Annotated in this window: 15 protein-coding genes; 3 read left to right on the top strand and 12 right to left on the bottom strand. The window is 50.4% G+C overall.

Going from position 1 to position 16368, the window contains the following annotated elements; genetic code table 11:
- Positions 1-53 precede the first annotated feature (53 nt).
- The 3 genes from QT397_04480 to QT397_04470 all read left to right on the top strand — a co-directional run bounded on the left by QT397_04480 (position 54) and on the right by QT397_04470 (position 3745).
- Positions 54-1382, top strand: a complete 1329-nt coding sequence (locus QT397_04480; protein ID WNZ56628.1) for a uroporphyrinogen-III C-methyltransferase — start codon at positions 54-56, stop codon at positions 1380-1382.
- Entirely contained in the window at positions 1379-2629 is a 1251-nt protein-coding gene (locus QT397_04475) for a heme biosynthesis HemY N-terminal domain-containing protein (GenBank protein ID WNZ56627.1), read from the top strand. The genes QT397_04480 and QT397_04475 overlap by 4 nt, the downstream gene beginning before the upstream one ends.
- A gap of 87 nt (positions 2630-2716) precedes the next feature.
- Positions 2717-3745 (top strand): alpha/beta hydrolase, encoded by a 1029-nt coding sequence (locus QT397_04470; GenBank protein WNZ56626.1) that lies wholly within the window; start codon positions 2717-2719, stop codon positions 3743-3745.
- A gap of 197 nt (positions 3746-3942) precedes the next feature.
- On the opposite strand, the gene QT397_04465 is transcribed toward QT397_04470, so the two are convergent.
- From QT397_04465 to QT397_04410, 12 genes are all read right to left on the bottom strand, one after another.
- Positions 3943-4272, bottom strand: a complete 330-nt coding sequence (locus tag QT397_04465; protein WNZ56625.1) for a hypothetical protein — start codon at positions 4270-4272, stop codon at positions 3943-3945.
- 307 nt (positions 4273-4579) lie between these two features.
- Positions 4580-5083: a hypothetical protein gene (locus tag QT397_04460; protein WNZ56624.1), complete on the bottom strand. Its 504-nt coding sequence runs from the start codon at positions 5081-5083 to the stop codon at positions 4580-4582.
- 577 nt (positions 5084-5660) lie between these two features.
- Positions 5661-7127, bottom strand: a complete 1467-nt coding sequence (gene ubiD, locus QT397_04455; protein WNZ56623.1) for a 4-hydroxy-3-polyprenylbenzoate decarboxylase — start codon at positions 7125-7127, stop codon at positions 5661-5663.
- Positions 7128-7283: 156 nt separating this feature from the next.
- Positions 7284-7553: an RNA-binding protein gene (locus QT397_04450; GenBank protein ID WNZ56622.1), complete on the bottom strand. Its 270-nt coding sequence runs from the start codon at positions 7551-7553 to the stop codon at positions 7284-7286.
- 275 nt (positions 7554-7828) lie between these two features.
- Entirely contained in the window at positions 7829-9088 is a 1260-nt protein-coding gene (gene rho, locus QT397_04445) for a transcription termination factor Rho (GenBank protein WNZ56621.1), read from the bottom strand.
- Positions 9089-9453: 365 nt separating this feature from the next.
- Positions 9454-9783 (bottom strand): thioredoxin TrxA, encoded by a 330-nt coding sequence (gene trxA / locus QT397_04440; GenBank protein WNZ56620.1) that lies wholly within the window; start codon positions 9781-9783, stop codon positions 9454-9456.
- Positions 9784-9930: 147 nt separating this feature from the next.
- Entirely contained in the window at positions 9931-11145 is a 1215-nt protein-coding gene (gene hemW, locus QT397_04435) for a radical SAM family heme chaperone HemW (protein ID WNZ56619.1), read from the bottom strand.
- The gene (gene rdgB, locus QT397_04430) at positions 11138-11755 is read right to left on the bottom strand and encodes an RdgB/HAM1 family non-canonical purine NTP pyrophosphatase (GenBank protein ID WNZ56618.1); all 618 of its coding nucleotides are present in this window, start codon (positions 11753-11755) and stop codon (positions 11138-11140) included. The genes hemW and rdgB overlap by 8 nt, the downstream gene beginning before the upstream one ends.
- Positions 11756-11847: 92 nt before the next feature.
- Positions 11848-12297, bottom strand: a complete 450-nt coding sequence (locus tag QT397_04425) for a DUF4426 domain-containing protein (protein WNZ56617.1) — start codon at positions 12295-12297, stop codon at positions 11848-11850.
- Positions 12298-12437: 140 nt separating this feature from the next.
- On the bottom strand, positions 12438-13028 hold the full coding sequence (gene metW, locus QT397_04420) for a methionine biosynthesis protein MetW (GenBank protein WNZ56616.1): 591 nt from the start codon (positions 13026-13028) through the stop codon (positions 12438-12440).
- Complete coding sequence (locus QT397_04415) at positions 13028-14212, bottom strand: homoserine O-acetyltransferase (protein ID WNZ58493.1); 1185 nt, start codon at positions 14210-14212, stop codon at positions 13028-13030. Before QT397_04415 ends, metW begins: the two co-directional genes overlap by 1 nt.
- Before the next feature lie 137 nt (positions 14213-14349).
- Positions 14350-16317 (bottom strand): dynamin family protein, encoded by a 1968-nt coding sequence (locus QT397_04410; protein ID WNZ56615.1) that lies wholly within the window; start codon positions 16315-16317, stop codon positions 14350-14352.
- Positions 16318-16368: the final 51 nt, after the last annotated feature.

Genomic DNA, 16368 nt, shown 5'->3' with positions numbered 1-16368 from the left:
CTCGCGCCACTCGTTATAATCTGACGACATTTTCCACCTGCGCCGCCATACCCATGACCGATAAAAAAGATCAAAATATAGCCGCGACCAATGAGCCCCCGGAAAACACAAAGCCTGTAAAAGGCAAAAGTAATTTCGCCAAAGCCTCAGAGGAAAAAGCCTCTACTGGTAAAGCCAGCGGCGGTGCTGCGGCCAGTAGATCCAATGGGCTGTGGTGGTGGCTACTGTTCATCCTCATTTTGATTGCTGTGGCCTCACTGGCCTGGTTTAACTCTCCTCAGCTGCGCGAACACCTTGGCGCTTACCTCAACTATCTACCCGGAAAAACGGCAGTCCCGGAGAGCACCACCACTATTACCCCTGCAACGGAAGTGCCGGCTGCCGCTGAAAACACCACCCAAGCGCCGACCTCCAATACCACTTCGGAAACCCCTGCTGCTACCCCAGCCCCAACTGAACCCCAAACCCCAGATTATTCCGGGGAGTTCAGTCAGCTGGAGCAGGCCGATACCAATTTACGCAATCAACTGGAGCGACAAAATCGCACTATCGCCCAACTGCAGCAGCAACTGGCTTCCATGCAGCGCAGTGTCACCGCACAGGGAAACCGTTTGGGTCAGCTGGGAAATGTAAGCCGCGACGATTGGCAATTGGCTGAGGCAGATTACCTGTTGCGTCTAGCCAACCAACGCCTGCTTCTCGAAGACGATAGTCGCGCTGCGCTGGGGCTGGTCGTCCGCGTGGACGAGATATTGCGCGATGTGGACTTACCGGATCTATACGGAGTACGCCAACAGCTTGCCCGCGATATCACCTCACTGAAACTGGTCCAAAACATCGATCGCCAGGGTTTATACCTCCGTCTCAGCGCCTTGGAAGAACAGCTAATCCGCACAAATATTCAACCACAATTCGATATGGCTTCGGCAGAACAAACCAGTGAAGAGCAGCCCAGCATTGAGGAGAGTGCCCCCCTGTGGAAGCGGGAGTGGCACAACTTCACCCGCTTTATGCGCGAATCGGTACGCCCCATTGATGGAGACATCAATCCGGTAATGCTGTCCCCTCAGAGTGAAGCTCGCTTTCGCCAGACTCTGCGCCTTTATATGGAGCAGGCCCAACTGGCATTGCTTCGCGGCGATACCACGGTTTACAGGGACGCTCTGGATAGTGCGCGGTCGCTACTACTCAGTTACGGCACTGCCAGTCCGCAGCGCGATGCGCTGGCCCAACAACTAACGGAACTTAGCAAACAGCGTATCCAGGTCGAAATGCCTGACCTCAGCGCCTCCCAGCTTGCCCTGCGCAATTATATTGAGCGCTTACACAAAACATCCGGCACCGCCACACCAACTGCCTCGCAACAGGAGGAGAACCAGTGAAAAAACTGTTCTTCACCGCTCTGGTACTACTGCTGCTCGGCGCTTTTCTACCGGAGGCTATTAACAATTATCCCGGCTACCTGGTAATCGGTATTGGCGGTGAGCTGAATAAAGGCTACGAGATGAACCTCTGGTTCGCAATTTTCTCGCTGGCAGCAGCTCTAATTATCCTCTTCTTTGCCATTTGGCTGGCTCGCAGTATCTTTCGCGGATTCCGAGGTAGTGTCGACCGGCTGAGGTTTGGTCGCCAGCGTGTAGCGCGTCGGCGCTTGACCAGCGGTTTGGTGGAGTTTATGGAGGGCAACTGGTCCCGGGCGCGCCGTCAGCTGCTGAAGAGTGCCCCTCGATCTGAAGCCCCGCTGATCAATTATTTGGCGGCAGCGCGCAGCGCCTTTGAGCTGGGCTTTCGTGAGGAGGCCAATGAGTTACTCGCCAAAGCGGAGGCCTGTGGTGAAGATACCCGCCTGGCTGTAGCCCTAAGCCAAGCTCGTATGCAGCTCCTGGATAAACATTACGAGCAGTGTATTGCCAGCCTGGAGCGCGCCAAGCAGCTCGAGCCGAAACATCCTGCCCTGTTACAACTTCTCAAGCAGGCTTATTACCTTCTGGGTGACTGGAGCCGTCTTCGCGCACTACTGCCCGAATTGGAGAAACATGCGAACATGCCCGAAGCAGAGCTACACCAGCTCGAACTCGAGGTGTATCAACATCAGCTGACCGAAGCAGCTAATCGCAAAGATGTCGATAAATTACACGATACCTGGCAAAGCCTGAGTGGCCGCTGGCAACGCAACGAAGCCCTGCGCAGTCTCTACGCACAGCAACTGCATCGGATTGGCGAAGACACAGAGGCAGAGAAGCATTTGCGCTGGCTACTCAATCGAGCTTGGGACCCCAATCTTGCCGAACTCTACGGCTGCCTGGTGGGGGCCGCCCCTGCGGCACAAATATCAGCAGCTGAAGGTTGGCTGAAAGAGTATGGGGAGAGTGCCGCACTGCTAACCTGTCTCGGACGCCTCTCAATGCGCAATGAACTTTGGGGCAAAGCGCAGCAGTATTTCGAGAAAAGCCTGTTGTTGCGCCAAGATCCCGCTACCTCCGCTGAACTGGCTCGCCTATTTCAATCCCTTGGGGAAAAAGACAAAGCAGCAAAACTCTATGAGGAAGGTTTGCTACAAGCAGTCAAGGACTTGCCCCAGTTGCCTATGCCCAGCCAGGGCACTCCCCTACTAGGCGCACACGCCTGAGTCATCCCCCTGAAAGGCCGACGGGCCTTTCAGCCACTCCCCAATTGCGCCTATAGTGAACTCCCGTTTACCAATAAGGACATGGCTGTGACCCTCTTTGTGCGCTACATAGTTGCCTTACTTTTTACCGCCAGTGTGTTTTTTACCGGCCATGCATCTGCTGAATATTCAGTAACACCTCAAGATAAAGCCTTAACTGATTACGAATATCCCTATCCAGTTCATCACTTTCATTTCGAACAACAGGGGCAACCACTGGCAATGGCCTTTATGGATGTACCGCCTACAGAGGGTAGAGATGCAAGAGGCACGGTACTCCTGTTACACGGTAAGAATTTTTCGGCGGCTTATTGGAAGGAGACTATCTCCCAACTCAGTCAGCTAGGGTACCGGGTTATAGCACCGGACCAGATCGGTTTCGGAAAATCCAGTAAACCGCTTACCCAATATACTTTTCAGGGGCTTAGCAACAATACCAAAGTTTTATTGGATAAATTGAAAATAAGAGAAGTTATGGTAGTTGGGCACTCTATGGGAGGTATGCTGGCTACCCGGTTTACCCTGATGTACCCGGAGCGAGTCAAAAAGTTAGCACTTGTAAACCCTATAGGCCTTGAAGACTGGAAGCGATGGATTCCCTATGAACCTTTGGACAAAGCCATTACTCGCGAGAAAAAACAAACGCCAGAATCTATCAAACGCTACATGAGTAAAGCCTACTTTTCTGAGCAGTGGCGCGAAGAATATAACCCGCTACTGGATATTCAAGCTGGCTGGACCCTGGGACCCGATGCGGCTCATATGGCAACCGTGGATGCCCTAACCTCCGAAATGGTATTCACTCAACCGGTACTTTATGAGTTTGCCAATATCAAGGTGCCCACCCTACTGATTATAGGTACCCGAGATCGAACAGCTATTGGCCGCGCCCGCGCGCCTGAAGCTGTACAAGAAAAATTAGGCTGGTACGATCAATTAGGAAAGCGTACAGCAGCAGAAATCCCCAAAGCCGAATTAGTTGAGATGGAGGGGGTTGGACATTTACCCCAGTTCGAAGCCTTTCCAACTTATATTGATGTTTTAAGTAAATTTCTTGCGGCTCCTATTGGAAAGTAGGACCTACAGCCTGCCCAATAGAAACCCTATCCAGGAAACACATCATTGGCACGGAGACTGATGTGTAGAGCATCCATTTTTCAGAAAGTTATAGCTTGTACGCTAGGAAACTATTAGTAATCAATGATAGTGCAAATGGCGATTTAACATTCAATAAGTCGCCGCTTGCAGACTTTCTACGAGAATTTATTTCGTTCTTAAACAGCCCAGGGCAAGCCCACAAAAAGTAGCATGGCAAAATAAGTAATTACCCCTTGTAAAAGTGCAATTAGAATAGCCTTTAAAAAACCCGTACCAAGTACCAGCATATAGGCAATAGCAGCCAGGGGAATTGTCATTAAAATTCCAGCGCTATCCGTCACACCCGGCAACATGCCGCCAACAATTCTTTGAATAATTAGGGCCAACAGCAAAGCGAAAAGACAATAAAATACACCCGTATTTTTCGCCCCCAACATGGCAGCTGCCAACTTCAGAGGCAGAACAAGAACTGCCACCATAATAATTACAAAAATAATTAATTCCATTTGTTACCTCTCCATTTAATTTTAGTTATTTACTCACTTCCAACTTCTACCGTTTCCCAACCCCAGGAATTAGATATCCACTTGTTTTCAATGCAGCATGTCGTCATACGCAAAAACACAACCCGGACACAGCCTGCATTGTCACCCCATGCCAATATAATGGCAGCAGCATGCAAATTCAGTCGCGAATCATACTTATATAAACCAAAACCACAATAAAGTTCACAAATAAAAAAGCTGGCGCGAATTTCGCTCCAGCTTTGAGAAATAATACATCTAAACTATCAGTTAATAACGATTTGGCAGCTTATTTACGTACCAGGGTCAGGGATGAGGGTAACTGCTCCCCGTTCTTCAAGTAAGTCTCTTCCCGCTGTAACTTGCCGTTACCTAACCAGGTAAAAGAAAGGCTATCCAGACGACTCTTACCGTCCAAAGTAAAATTAGTTACATCCTTGAAAGAGAATGCCAAAATATCTTCAGCACTATTTTTTTGCCAGCTTAACCTGGGCTGATTACCCTGGGGGCAATAGTGCGTCACTATTAAATTATCGTTATCCAAGTGGTAGGCCGTCAGGGAATGTTGGTGCCCGTTATAGAGCCAACTTTCCAGTACCACACTTCCCCCAGCTGTATCAGTAAAACTAATAACAAAATCGTCATTTTCCGTCCCTTCCTCTCTCCATTCTCCAGCTAGCCCTTTGATCTTCTCAAAAATTGCCTCTGCATCATTATCCTGGCTGGCAATCACAGGCTGAAATATTGCTATCCCCAAAAATAGAACTACTAGTTTTGATAAATTTCCTATCATATTCCTGTCCAACCTTAGAAAAATACACAACAAGCCCCCTCAAAATAGAAATTTCGGGAGTGGGCATTCCACAGTTGTTTTTTTATATTTTCATGAGACGAATAGCAATACGCTTCATCGCATTGGCCGAGTTAATATCCATATCTCTGTTTATCAAGAACATTAATTATATTTAATTTCCAATTCAAAAATAAATGGCGACAAATACGCTCGGATTAGCCCCCACACTTTTATTCTGGCAATGGCTATTCAAGGTATGGCTGCATACCAATTAACTACAGATATAAACTCTTCGATATTGTTATTTCCAGTATTTTATTCCTGTTCACTTGGTACTAATACCAAAATACGAAAACAACTATCTCTATCAGGCGTACTAAATAAATTCTCCTCATTAAAGCATTCCTTATAGTTAATTCAGAGCCACGGTCGAACCCATACCTAGCTGCGACGCCAGCAATAAAATTATATATGTAGAGAAAGAGGAAAAATAAAGAGTGACCGCTAAGCGGTCACTGTACTGAGCGCCACCAGAGGCGCTTATTCGGACAGGAGTACTGAGAATATAACACCGTGCTTATTCGAGGCCCAATTTTGACCACATTTCATCAATCTTTTTAACCACATTCGGGTCGCGCTCAATAGGTACACCCCACTCACGACTAGTTTCACCTTCCCATTTATTAGTCGCATCAAAACCTATTTTTGAGCCTAAACCGGAGACCGGTGAAGCAAAATCCAAATAATCAATCGGAGTATTTTCTACCATCACCGTATCCCGCGCCGGGTCCATACGTGTGGTCATCGCCCAGATTACATCTTTCCAATCCCTGGCATTGACGTCTTCGTCAGCGACAATAACAAATTTGGTGTACATAAACTGACGCAGGAAGGACCAAACACCCATCATTACCCGCTTGGCATGACCCGCATACTGCTTCTTCATGGTGACCACGGCGAGACGGTAAGAGCATCCCTCCGGCGGCAAATAGAAGTCGACAATTTCAGGAAATTGCTTTTGTAGGATTGGCACAAAAACCTCGTTTAAAGCCTCTCCTAAAATCGCAGGTTCATCCGGTGGACGCCCGGTATAGGTGCTGTGGTAAATGGGGTTTTTACGGTGCGTAATCTTCTCTACCGTAAATACAGGGAAGCTATCCACTTCGTTGTAGTAACCGGTGTGGTCTCCATAGGGCCCCTCATCAGCCATATCATCGGGATAGATAAAGCCTTCCAGAACATATTCGGCACTGGCAGGCACCTGAAGATCACTGAGTAAGGCATCGGTCACTTCTGTCTTATCCCCCCGCAGCAGGCCGGCAAAGGCATACTCAGACAAAGTATCCGGCACTGGGGTAACGGCCCCCAGAATTGTGGCGGGATCGGCACCCAGGGCAACAGCTACCGGATAGGGTTCACCGGGATGCTTCTTGCACCAGTCCCGATAATCCAGCGCCCCCCCGCGATGACTGAGCCAACGCATAATCAGGCGGTTCTTTCCGATTAATTGCATCCGGTATATGCCCAGGTTTTGCCGTTTCTTCTCAGGCCCTCGGGTAATTACTAAGGGCCAAGTGACCAGCGGAGCGGCATCTCCCGGCCAGCAGGTTTGGATTGGCAGCTGATGCAGATCAACCTGATCCCTCTCAAGGACTACCTGTTGGCAAGCTGCACCCTTTACGACTTTTGGCCCCATATTCAGGACCTGCTTAAAGACCGGCAACTTCTCCCAGGCATCGCGGAGATTTTCCGGTGGCTGCGGCTCCTTGAGAAAAGCCAGCAGTTCTCCCACTTCACGCAGTTCGGCAACACTCTCTCTTCCCATCCCCAGGGCGACTCGCTCTGGTGTTCCGAAAAGATTGGCAAGAACTGGGGTCTCAAAGCCTACCGGGTTCTCAAACAACAATGCAGGCCCCTCAGCTCGCAATACGCGATCGGAAATTTCTGTCATTTCCAAAATGGGGTCAACAGGGTGCTTGATTCGTTTTAGTAGGCCGCGCTTTTCCAGCAACTTAATAAAGTCGCGTAGATCTTTATATTTCATGGGCTAACAAGGCGTGACTATAAACCAGAGCGCAGTGTAAAACAGAAGGCGCAGGATGGGTAACAACACACCAATTGGAATGAAGAGAGAGGCGGGAGGGAGTCGCGGCTCGCAAGCCTAGGCTGCGAGCCGCGGAAATAATAAGCTTTTTACAGCTTAGAAGCGGGGGCGACGCGGACGATCTTCGCGAGGCTTAGCTTCGTTAACGCGGATGTTACGGCCAGACAGCGGTTGGTCGTTCATCTCTTCGATAGCTTTGCGCGCTTCATCGTCGTTAGGCATTTCTACGAAACCGAAGCCTTTAGAGCGGCCAGTCTCACGGTCGGTGATAACAGTAGCCCGAGAGATCTCTCCGAATGCACCAAAAGCTTCGTGCAGGTCGTCAGAGGTTACCGCGTAGGCCAGATTTCCAATATAGATATTCACAAAAGGTTCTCACTAGGTGTGTGGGCTGTCGTGCAGTCACAAATGGATAACCAGCTCCACCAGATTAACCATTTGAGATTGGCCCTTTGCGGAGAAATAAACCCCTGGGCCAATTCAGTAAGGCGCGTTGCCTAAAATCCATATCAAGCGCCACAATGTGGAACTTTATATGCCTAATGGCTCGCCTTTTCAACAGTAATAGACGCAATTAATCGTCTTATTCTGCTCCTAATAAATAAAGAGCGCCTTTTTAGGCGCTACTTTATATACAAAAATTATTTCCGTTTCATGGATAGGAAGAATTCGTCATTTGTCTTGAAATCTTTCAATTTATCCACTAGGAATTCAGTCGATGCAACATCTTCCATATCGTGTAACAGCTTACGCAAAATCCACACTCGCTGCAGCTCGCCCTCAGGCATTAACAGCTCTTCCCGGCGAGTGCCGGATCTGCGCACATTAATGGCTGGATATACGCGTTTTTCAGCAATTTTGCGATCCAGCTGCAATTCCATATTACCGGTACCTTTAAATTCCTCGAAAATCACTTCGTCCATTTTCGAGCCGGTATCGATAAGTGCAGTAGCAATAATAGACAGACTTCCGCCTTCTTCAATATTTCGCGCTGCCCCAAAGAAGCGCTTCGGGCGCTCTAAGGCGTGAGCATCAACACCACCGGTTAATACTTTACCGGAGCTAGGAACTGTTGTGTTGTAAGCGCGAGCCAGGCGGGTGATAGAGTCGAGCAAGATAACCACATCTTTCTTGTGCTCAACCAGGCGCTTGGCTTTTTCAATTACCATTTCCGCAACTTGTACGTGACGTGCCGGCGGCTCATCAAAAGTAGAGGCAACAACTTCACCGCGCACGGAGCGCTGCATTTCTGTCACTTCCTCAGGACGCTCGTCAATCAGCAGTACGATCAAATGGCACTCTGGATTATTGCGCGTAATGGCCTGTGCCATATTTTGCAACATAATCGTTTTACCGGCCTTCGGCGGCGCAACAATCAAGCCGCGCTGGCCTTTCCCGATTGGAGCTACAAGATCAATAATACGACCAATCAGGTCTTCGGAGGAGCCGTTTCCGCACTCGAGGGTGAGGCGATCGTTGGGGAATAGAGGAGTGAGGTTTTCGAAAAGAATTTTGTTACGTGCGTTTTCCGGTTTGTCAAAATTAATTTCGTTAACTTTTAATAAGGCAAAATATCTTTCGCCTTCTTTCGGTGGGCGAATCTTTCCGGAAATTGAGTCACCCGTACGTAAATTAAATCGGCGAATCTGACTTGGAGATACATATATATCATCCGGTCCCGCAAGATAAGAGGAGTCAGCAGAACGCAAAAATCCAAAACCATCTTGAAGGATTTCTAATACGCCGTCGCCATAAATATCTTCACCGCTTTTGGCGTGGCGCTTGAGGATATTGAAAATAATATCCTGCTTGCGCGAACGGGCCAGGTTTTCAAGGCCCATGCCTTTGGCTATTTCAATCAACTCTTCAATGGGTTTGGTTTTTAATTCGGAGAGATTCATACCAATTGCTTATTAATGTTTCTGTTGTCATATGGCGCGGACACGCCTGAAATTTTGAGGAGGGGTTTGATATTAGAGATTAGCTCGTTTATTTACCCGATACACCTAGGTACCTTTTCCTACCAAGACCACAGTACTCAGTAAACTTTTGCTCTCCATAATCAATTTATGGAGCATTATCAGAACAAGTTCAACTCGAGGAGTATACGCGCCGGGGATGGTCAGGGACCCTGTGGAGGGGCGTTTTGTCAGCTCGTCTCATTTAATTCAAGACCGCTGAACTATTTCAGAATTACAGCCAGTATAACGGGTGTTTCCAATCCTGCAAAGAAATTTACCCCCTTTGCAGGATGGAAACGACAGTCTTACAGCTGACCGTCGATAAACTCAGTCAGCTGTGCGCGGGACAGTGCGCCGACTTTAGTGCCTTCGACATTGCCGCCTTTGAACAGCAGCAGCGTGGGGATACCACGGACATTGTATTTGGCCGGGCTCTCTTTATTCGCATCAACGTCTACTTTTACGATCTTCAACTTATCGCCGTAGTGGCCTGCCAGGTCTTCCAGCACTGGAGCGATCATCTTGCACGGACCGCACCACTGTGCCCAAAAATCTACCAACACCGGGCCTTCAGCTTTGAGAACTTCTGCTTCGAATTCAGCGTCAGATACGTTGACGATTGAGTGCTCGCTCATATTGCATTCCTGTTCTTTAGTTACTCGATGCGTGGGCACCGCCAACGCATCTTCTCACGGTCACAGCGGTGGTTATACAGCTGCGATGCACCATTGCCCTCAAAATTGGGGCGCAAAATGGGATTTCAAGTCTTTCCTGCCACAGACTTACGCCTGCTCCAGGAAGCGCTGCAAAATCTCATCGATGTAGTCAAAGCCAAAAGCCGTGGCAGCAATCCGCTTATCCAGACGCTCTACAAGCTCCATTGCCATCAGGGTAGGCCATTGTTTTTGCAGCTCGGACATCGGCAGCCCGGTGTGGCGGGTAAAAGTATCACTGGGAACACCATCCGCCAGGCGAAGGGCATTCATAAGAAACTCCAGTGGCAAATCCTCATTCTCAACCCTGTCAGTATGGGGTTCAGACAAGGCACTATGCAGCAGCTCGGGATCTTGCCTGGCGATAGACAAGTAGTCCCTCGGAGTGCGTGTGCGACGACTGCGCAGAATTTGCCCAGTTTCAGCTAGGGTTACCTTGCCATGAGCACCGGCACCAATCCCCAGATAATCTCCGAATGACCAATAATTAATATTATGGCGGGATTCAAGTTCGGGTTTGCTATAAGCCGACACCTCGTAACGACGATAGCCCTCGGACGCCAGTAGTTCGCGTCCGCTGCCCTGCATACTGGCTATCAGCTGGGAGCCGGGGGTGACTGGTGGCGCACTGTAGAATGCAGTATTTGGCTCAATCGTTAATTGGTACCAGGAAATATGCTCTGGAGCCAAGGAAATTGCTCGGCGCAAATCGCCAAGGGCTTCCACCTCGGTCTGATTGGGCAATCCGTGCATCAGGTCGAGGTTAATATTGTCAAAGCCCGCACGACGCGCCATTGCCAGGGCACCTTCGGCCTCTTCTCCGCTGTGAATACGTCCCAACTGTTGTAGCTGATTGGAATCGAAGCTTTGCACTCCAATAGAAAGACGATTAACTCCAGCAGATCGATAGCCAGTGAACTTGGCTTGTTCAAAAGTGCCGGGGTTGGCCTCCAGGGTTATCTCGACCCCTTCAGCAAAACCCACCACCTGCTCAGCAGCCTCCAGGATCTGCCCAATTGCTTGGGGGGAGAACAGGCTCGGCGTACCACCACCAAAAAAGATGGACTGCAATTTTCGCCCCTGCACCCAGGGCAACTGGCTGATCAGATCCAGGCGCAACTGCGCCACATACTCGGATTCCGGTAGGGCGTAGTCCGAATTAGCCCGGTCTCTATCAGCCTGGTGGGAGTTGAAATCACAGTAGGGACATTTGCGCACACACCAAGGGATATGGATATACAGGCTTAGTGGTGGCAGCTGTAATTCAGCAATCTGATCAGGCAAGGTCGGCACCCTGCATATTTTGCTGCCATAAAAGCTCAAATTGAGACATAGCCTGGGCCCTGTGGCTCAGTCGATTCTTCAAGTCTCTCGGCAGTTCAGCGGAGGTCATTCCCTCAGATTCAACAAAGAACAGCGGGTCATAACCAAAACCCTGCTCTCCCGCCGGCTCCCGCAAAATTGTCCCGCTCCACTTTGCACTAGATACCAAAGGCACCGGGTCATCCCATTGCCGTACAAAAGCCAGCGCGCAGTGGAAACTGGCAGTGCGATGCTTAGATTCAACATCAACCATGGCCTCCAATAACTTCGCATTGTTTTTTTCATCAGTCGCCCCGGCACCTGAGTAGCGTGCAGAGTAAATTCCCGGCGCACCACTCAATGCATCTACCGACAGCCCGGAGTCATCGGCTAATGCCGGCAGGCCACTGATACGGCTGGCGTGGCGGGCCTTAATCAAAGCATTCTCAATAAAGCTCAATCCGGTCTCATCAACGTCACTTACCCCAAAGTCAGACTGAGGAAGAACCTGTATATCCCATGAGGCGAACAGCTGTGAAAATTCGCGAAGTTTGCCGGCATTACCGCTGGCAAGAACAATTTTATTTACCATATTGCTTCAAACAAAAAGCGGGCCTCGGCCCGCGGTGAATCTTAAAGAAGGGGTTTCGACCAGCTCTCAGCCAGCGGAACCTTGGCAGATGTCTATCGGTTCAATCTGCGACGGAAAGTGATCGTCTCACTTTTACCATTGGGCAGCTTGATATCTACGTTAAAGGTAAGGGTCTCCTCATCCTCAAAGCGCAGGGGTGCGAGATAGTAAACAGCATCCCCTTCCCGAATTTCTTTGAACTTAAGTGGTCTTGACTGCTGGATCAGGTTGGTAGCTGTGCCAGACATCTCAGCGCTGAGGCCATGGGTTCCGCCCTCTTTCTTGACGACAGAGACATTTACATACGCCCGATCTTTTGCTCGAGCCAACTGGTACTGACGGGCGATATCCGGCTGGATAAAATCGCTATTGAACACTGAATAGACTACTCGATAGTCGCCAAAATCAGCGTAGTTCTTAATCGTACGCGCTTCTTGCGCGGCAGCGCCGACAGATAAAAATAGCAAGGCCACAGAAGCAGCCAGGGTAAGGATGCGTTTCACGCTCCACCTCCAGTTGTTATAGGCGCCACCTCTCCCGGTAGGTTTGGTGGTCAATTCCAGTCAGGCCCCCTCAGGAGTGCCCCTCTCGATCTATTTATCGCGCCAAAGTCCTCCACAAAAGAGCTGGCGCAAATCTTAGTTTAGCGAGTTAGATGATAGATGGCTGTCTCACCAAACAAATTTGGTAAAAAGTCTTTGAATGCCCGCCCAACCGTGGACTCAGAAACCACTTGCCGATGCAGAATCGCCCAGCCATTTTCTCGGCATAACACCTCAAAGTCTGTAAAAGTACAAAAGTGAATATTGGGAGTGTCATACCATTCGTATGGCAATAAGTCGGATACTGGCATGCGCCCGGAGAATGCGAGGTGCCAGCGGGCCTTCCACTGCCCAAAATTGGGAAACGTAATAATGCAATCCCGCCCAACCCGGAGCATTTCCTCTACCACTAAATGAGGCTGACTCAAGGTTTGCAGTGCCTGGGTCATCACCACAGCATCAAAGCTACCATCAGCAAAATTTCCCAGCCCTGTATTCAGATTTTGCTCGACAACATTGACCCCACGAGCCACACATCGCTCTATTTGCTCGGGATCAATCTCCAGGCCATAGCCTTTCACATTTTTATTTCTCCCCAGCTGATCGAGCAGTGCACCATCGCCACAGCCGAGGTCGAGAACCCGGCTGTTGGGAGCGATCCATTCCTGGATCACATCCAAATCTATCCGCATCAGTACACCTCCTCAGAAATTTCTGCCGCAACTCTCTGCATATAGGCACGAAATACACCTTCATAACGACCATTGGGCAGCAGGAAGGCATCGTGTCCCATTACTGACTCTACTTCGGCATAGCTGACTGGAATATCCGCGTGCATCAGGGCATCGGCGATTTCCCTCGAGCGCTCCGGCGCAAAGCGCCAATCAGAAGTAAATGACACCAATAAAAACCGGCACTTGGCATGGGAGAAGGCCTCTACCGGGTCATCCCCGTATTCCCGAGCTAAGTCGAAGAAATCCAGCGCTCGAGTCATCAGAATGTAAGTATTGGGATCGAAGGTGGTGGAAAAACTGGCTCCCTGGTAGCGCAGATAACTTTGTATCTGAAACTCCACTTCTTCATCCGATCCTTGTTGAAAGCTGCCACTGCGCAATTCTCGACCAAACTTGCGCCCCAATCCATCGTCAGACAGATAAGTGATGTGCCCGATCATACGCGCAACGGCCAGGCCTCTACGGGGTAACTTATCCTGTTGGAGGTAGTGCCCATCACAAAAGTCTGGATCGGATGTTATCGCTTGGCGTGCGGTCTCATTAAACGCGATATTCTGTGCAGATAACTTCATGGCAGAGGCAATCACCACACAATTACGCAGGCGCTCAGGGTATTCCAGTGACCAGCGCATCGCCTGCATTCCACCGAGACTGCCGCCAACAACCGCCGCCCATTGTCGAATACCTAGCATATCCGCCAGGCGCGCTTGACTGTGGACCCAGTCGCGGACACGCAGTGATGGAAAATCCGGCCCCCAGGTAGTGCCGGTATCCGGGTTGATGGATACGGGGCCGGTAGATCCGTGGCAACCGCCGAGATTATTAACGGACACCACATAGAAATGATTAGTATCTATCGGCTTACCCGGACCGATATAGTGGTCCCACCACCCCGGGCGCTTATCATCGATACTGTGTCGCCCCGCAGCGTGATGATGCCCAGACAGAGCATGACAGATCAGAACTGCGTTAGTCTTTTCCCTATTGAGTTCACCGTAAGTCTCATAAACCAGAGTGTAATTTTTCAGCACTCGGCCACAGGCCAATTCCAGCGGTTCACTAAAGTTATGACTTTTAGGCTCAACAAGGCCCACGGAGCCTGGGTCACCGGTAGTTGCAGTTTGGGCTTCCGCAGAAGCGATAGGATTTTCCGTTGACAAGGCACTGTATCTGTCAGGTTGATAGGTGCTGCCTGGCAAATTGCCGAAGCAGTCAGTGAATAAGATCACTGCAACTTATAACAAATGCCAGTCAGAACCAATATCAATTAGCACCCAATTCAGGTGGTATGCGAGGCCTTCAAGGGGGTTACGTTGTGCGCGCGCGGCGCCGGCGCAACCGGCTGTGGTGCAGAGCTGTTGTGCCGCAGTAAATCCTCTAACGCCACCAGCGCCTTATCATTGCGCTGAACCTCATCCTCGAGAGTTCGAAGATCCGTGCGACGACTGCGAGTTTTCTGTTTCAACTCGGTGAGCTTAATCAAATGGCGATTGAGTAATTGTTTCTGATACTGCGCATGCTGTTTAAGAGGCTCAAGAGCCTGCTCTAACCAATTTTCCGCTTTGTTACCCATATCGTCGTAAAGCCGACCCACTTCACTGGCAAGCGTGGTAATAAAGCGCTCGCTGAGACGGCTGCGGCGCGCCAATAACAGCTGCGGGGATCGCCTCAGCTGAGCGGCCTGGCGATGCAGTCCCCGCAACGCGAAGCGAAATTTGCGGATAGTAAAATACTGCTCAGCATCATCGACTTTCTTCAAGCTGGAGCGCTCAAATACAGCGTCGAGCAAGCGATTAGCCTGATCCACTTCCCGCTCGAGGTTAGACATCTGATGGTCTACCCCTTCCATAAAAGTATCGATAGCCCTGGCCATGCCCATGGGCGTCCAACGGCGATTGAGAGTAGCCAGGGTATCGTCAATCAGCGCCTGCAACTGCTGTCTGGATATCGGCGCCAACAGAGAAGTGCTTTGTCGTGTAAGCATTCTCTGGCTGGATTTGAGCGTCAGCAATTCCTGATGACAAATCTTATGCTGCTCGCGCACGGTCGTCTGCAACTGTTCCAACTCTGCCAATTGCTCTGAGGTGTTGCCACTATTGCGCTGCAGGTGAGCCAACGCTGCCCGGCCACTATTCAAACGACGCTTGAGTAGATCGCGGGTATCAGCCATCAGGGTGAGAGCTTGATGCAGTGAGCGGTGCTCGGCCATTTTATGCCGGTGCTCCAACAGGCGCTGAACCAGCATCCTTTCAAACTCACCGAAGCGGCTGCTTCGCACCAAATCCGCATCCCGCTGCTGGCGCCCCAACAGAGCCATTTTTGCAGAGACTCCGGCAACATTTTCCTGAGGCAGAGACAAGAGACCGGCCACTTCGCTGCGCATGCGTCGCAACAGCAGCTCAGCATCCTCCTCCGGATCATCCCAAAGCACATCCATCTTGTTGAGCAGGGCCATCACGGATGTTCCGCGATGCTCTTGCAGTGGCGCCAGGTGAGTCTCCCACATGCTCATATCGGTACCACTTACCCCAGCATCGGCAGCCAGCAGAAAGGCAACCGCCTGGGCCCCGGGCAGTGTACTCAATGTGAGCTCCGGCTCATTGCCGAGGGCGTTCAGTCCCGGGGTATCAATAATACGCAACCCCTGATCCAGCAATGGGTGCGGCAGACAAATCAAAGCAAAACGCCAGGCGGGGATCTCAACTAGATTCCCTTTGCCATCCAAGTGGCGCCGATCGAAGCCATAGCGAGCGGCCTCTTCCGGCATTACTGACTTGGTCGAGGCAACCTTCAATAAAGTCTCTCGGGTCGCCTCGGGATCATTGGCATCAAACTCGTGAGTTACCCACTTTTGCGGAATTCGACGGAAGCTCTCCAGGCTGGTATTCGTCGCCAGGGTCTCAATCGGAAGCAGCCGCAAACTGGCGCGCTCGCCGCCATCACTGAAAATTTCCGTGGGACACATAGTGGTGCGCCCCGGTCTTGAGGGCAGTAGACGCTGTCCGTAAGTTTGCGACAACAGGGCATTGAGCAGTTCAGTTTTCCCCCGTGAAAACTCCCCAACTAAAACCAGGGTGAACTGATCATCTGCAAGTAGGGCGCGGGCCTGCTGTACAACCTGGCAGGCACCAGCAGAATTAGAGAAGTGCTGTTCAAGCCATTGGCTGAAGTGGGCAAACTGGCGATCGAGATTCTTTTTCCAACGGTCGTAGTCAGAAATATGCTGGCGTAAAAGTGCGTCTTCCATTTCACGGTGTTCTTGTTATTGAGACCCGGAACTACCGGCCCCTACTAAGAC

The organism is Microbulbifer sp. MKSA007 (genome assembly GCA_032615215.1).
GTDB lineage: Bacteria > Pseudomonadota > Gammaproteobacteria > Pseudomonadales > Cellvibrionaceae > Microbulbifer.
Note: the sequence above shows the minus strand (reverse complement) of the source record. Positions and strands in the feature narration are given on the sequence as shown.

What these genes read in the sequence shown, in the direction of transcription:
- rho (WNZ56621.1), bottom strand. Translation starts at nt 9,088, where the DNA reads ATGAATCTCTCCGAATTAAAAACCAAACCCATTGAAGAGTTGATTGAA.
- QT397_04410 (WNZ56615.1), bottom strand. Translation starts at nt 16,317, where the DNA reads ATGGAAGACGCACTTTTACGCCAGCATATTTCTGACTACGACCGTTGG.
- QT397_04460 (WNZ56624.1), bottom strand. Translation starts at nt 5,083, where the DNA reads ATGATAGGAAATTTATCAAAACTAGTAGTTCTATTTTTGGGGATAGCA.
- QT397_04480 (WNZ56628.1), top strand. Translation starts at nt 54, where the DNA reads ATGACCGATAAAAAAGATCAAAATATAGCCGCGACCAATGAGCCCCCG.
- rdgB (WNZ56618.1), bottom strand. Translation starts at nt 11,755, where the DNA reads ATGGTAAATAAAATTGTTCTTGCCAGCGGTAATGCCGGCAAACTTCGC.
- trxA (WNZ56620.1), bottom strand. Translation starts at nt 9,783, where the DNA reads ATGAGCGAGCACTCAATCGTCAACGTATCTGACGCTGAATTCGAAGCA.
- ubiD (WNZ56623.1), bottom strand. Translation starts at nt 7,127, where the DNA reads ATGAAATATAAAGATCTACGCGACTTTATTAAGTTGCTGGAAAAGCGC.
- QT397_04465 (WNZ56625.1), bottom strand. Translation starts at nt 4,272, where the DNA reads ATGGAATTAATTATTTTTGTAATTATTATGGTGGCAGTTCTTGTTCTG.
- metW (WNZ56616.1), bottom strand. Translation starts at nt 13,028, where the DNA reads ATGCGGATAGATTTGGATGTGATCCAGGAATGGATCGCTCCCAACAGC.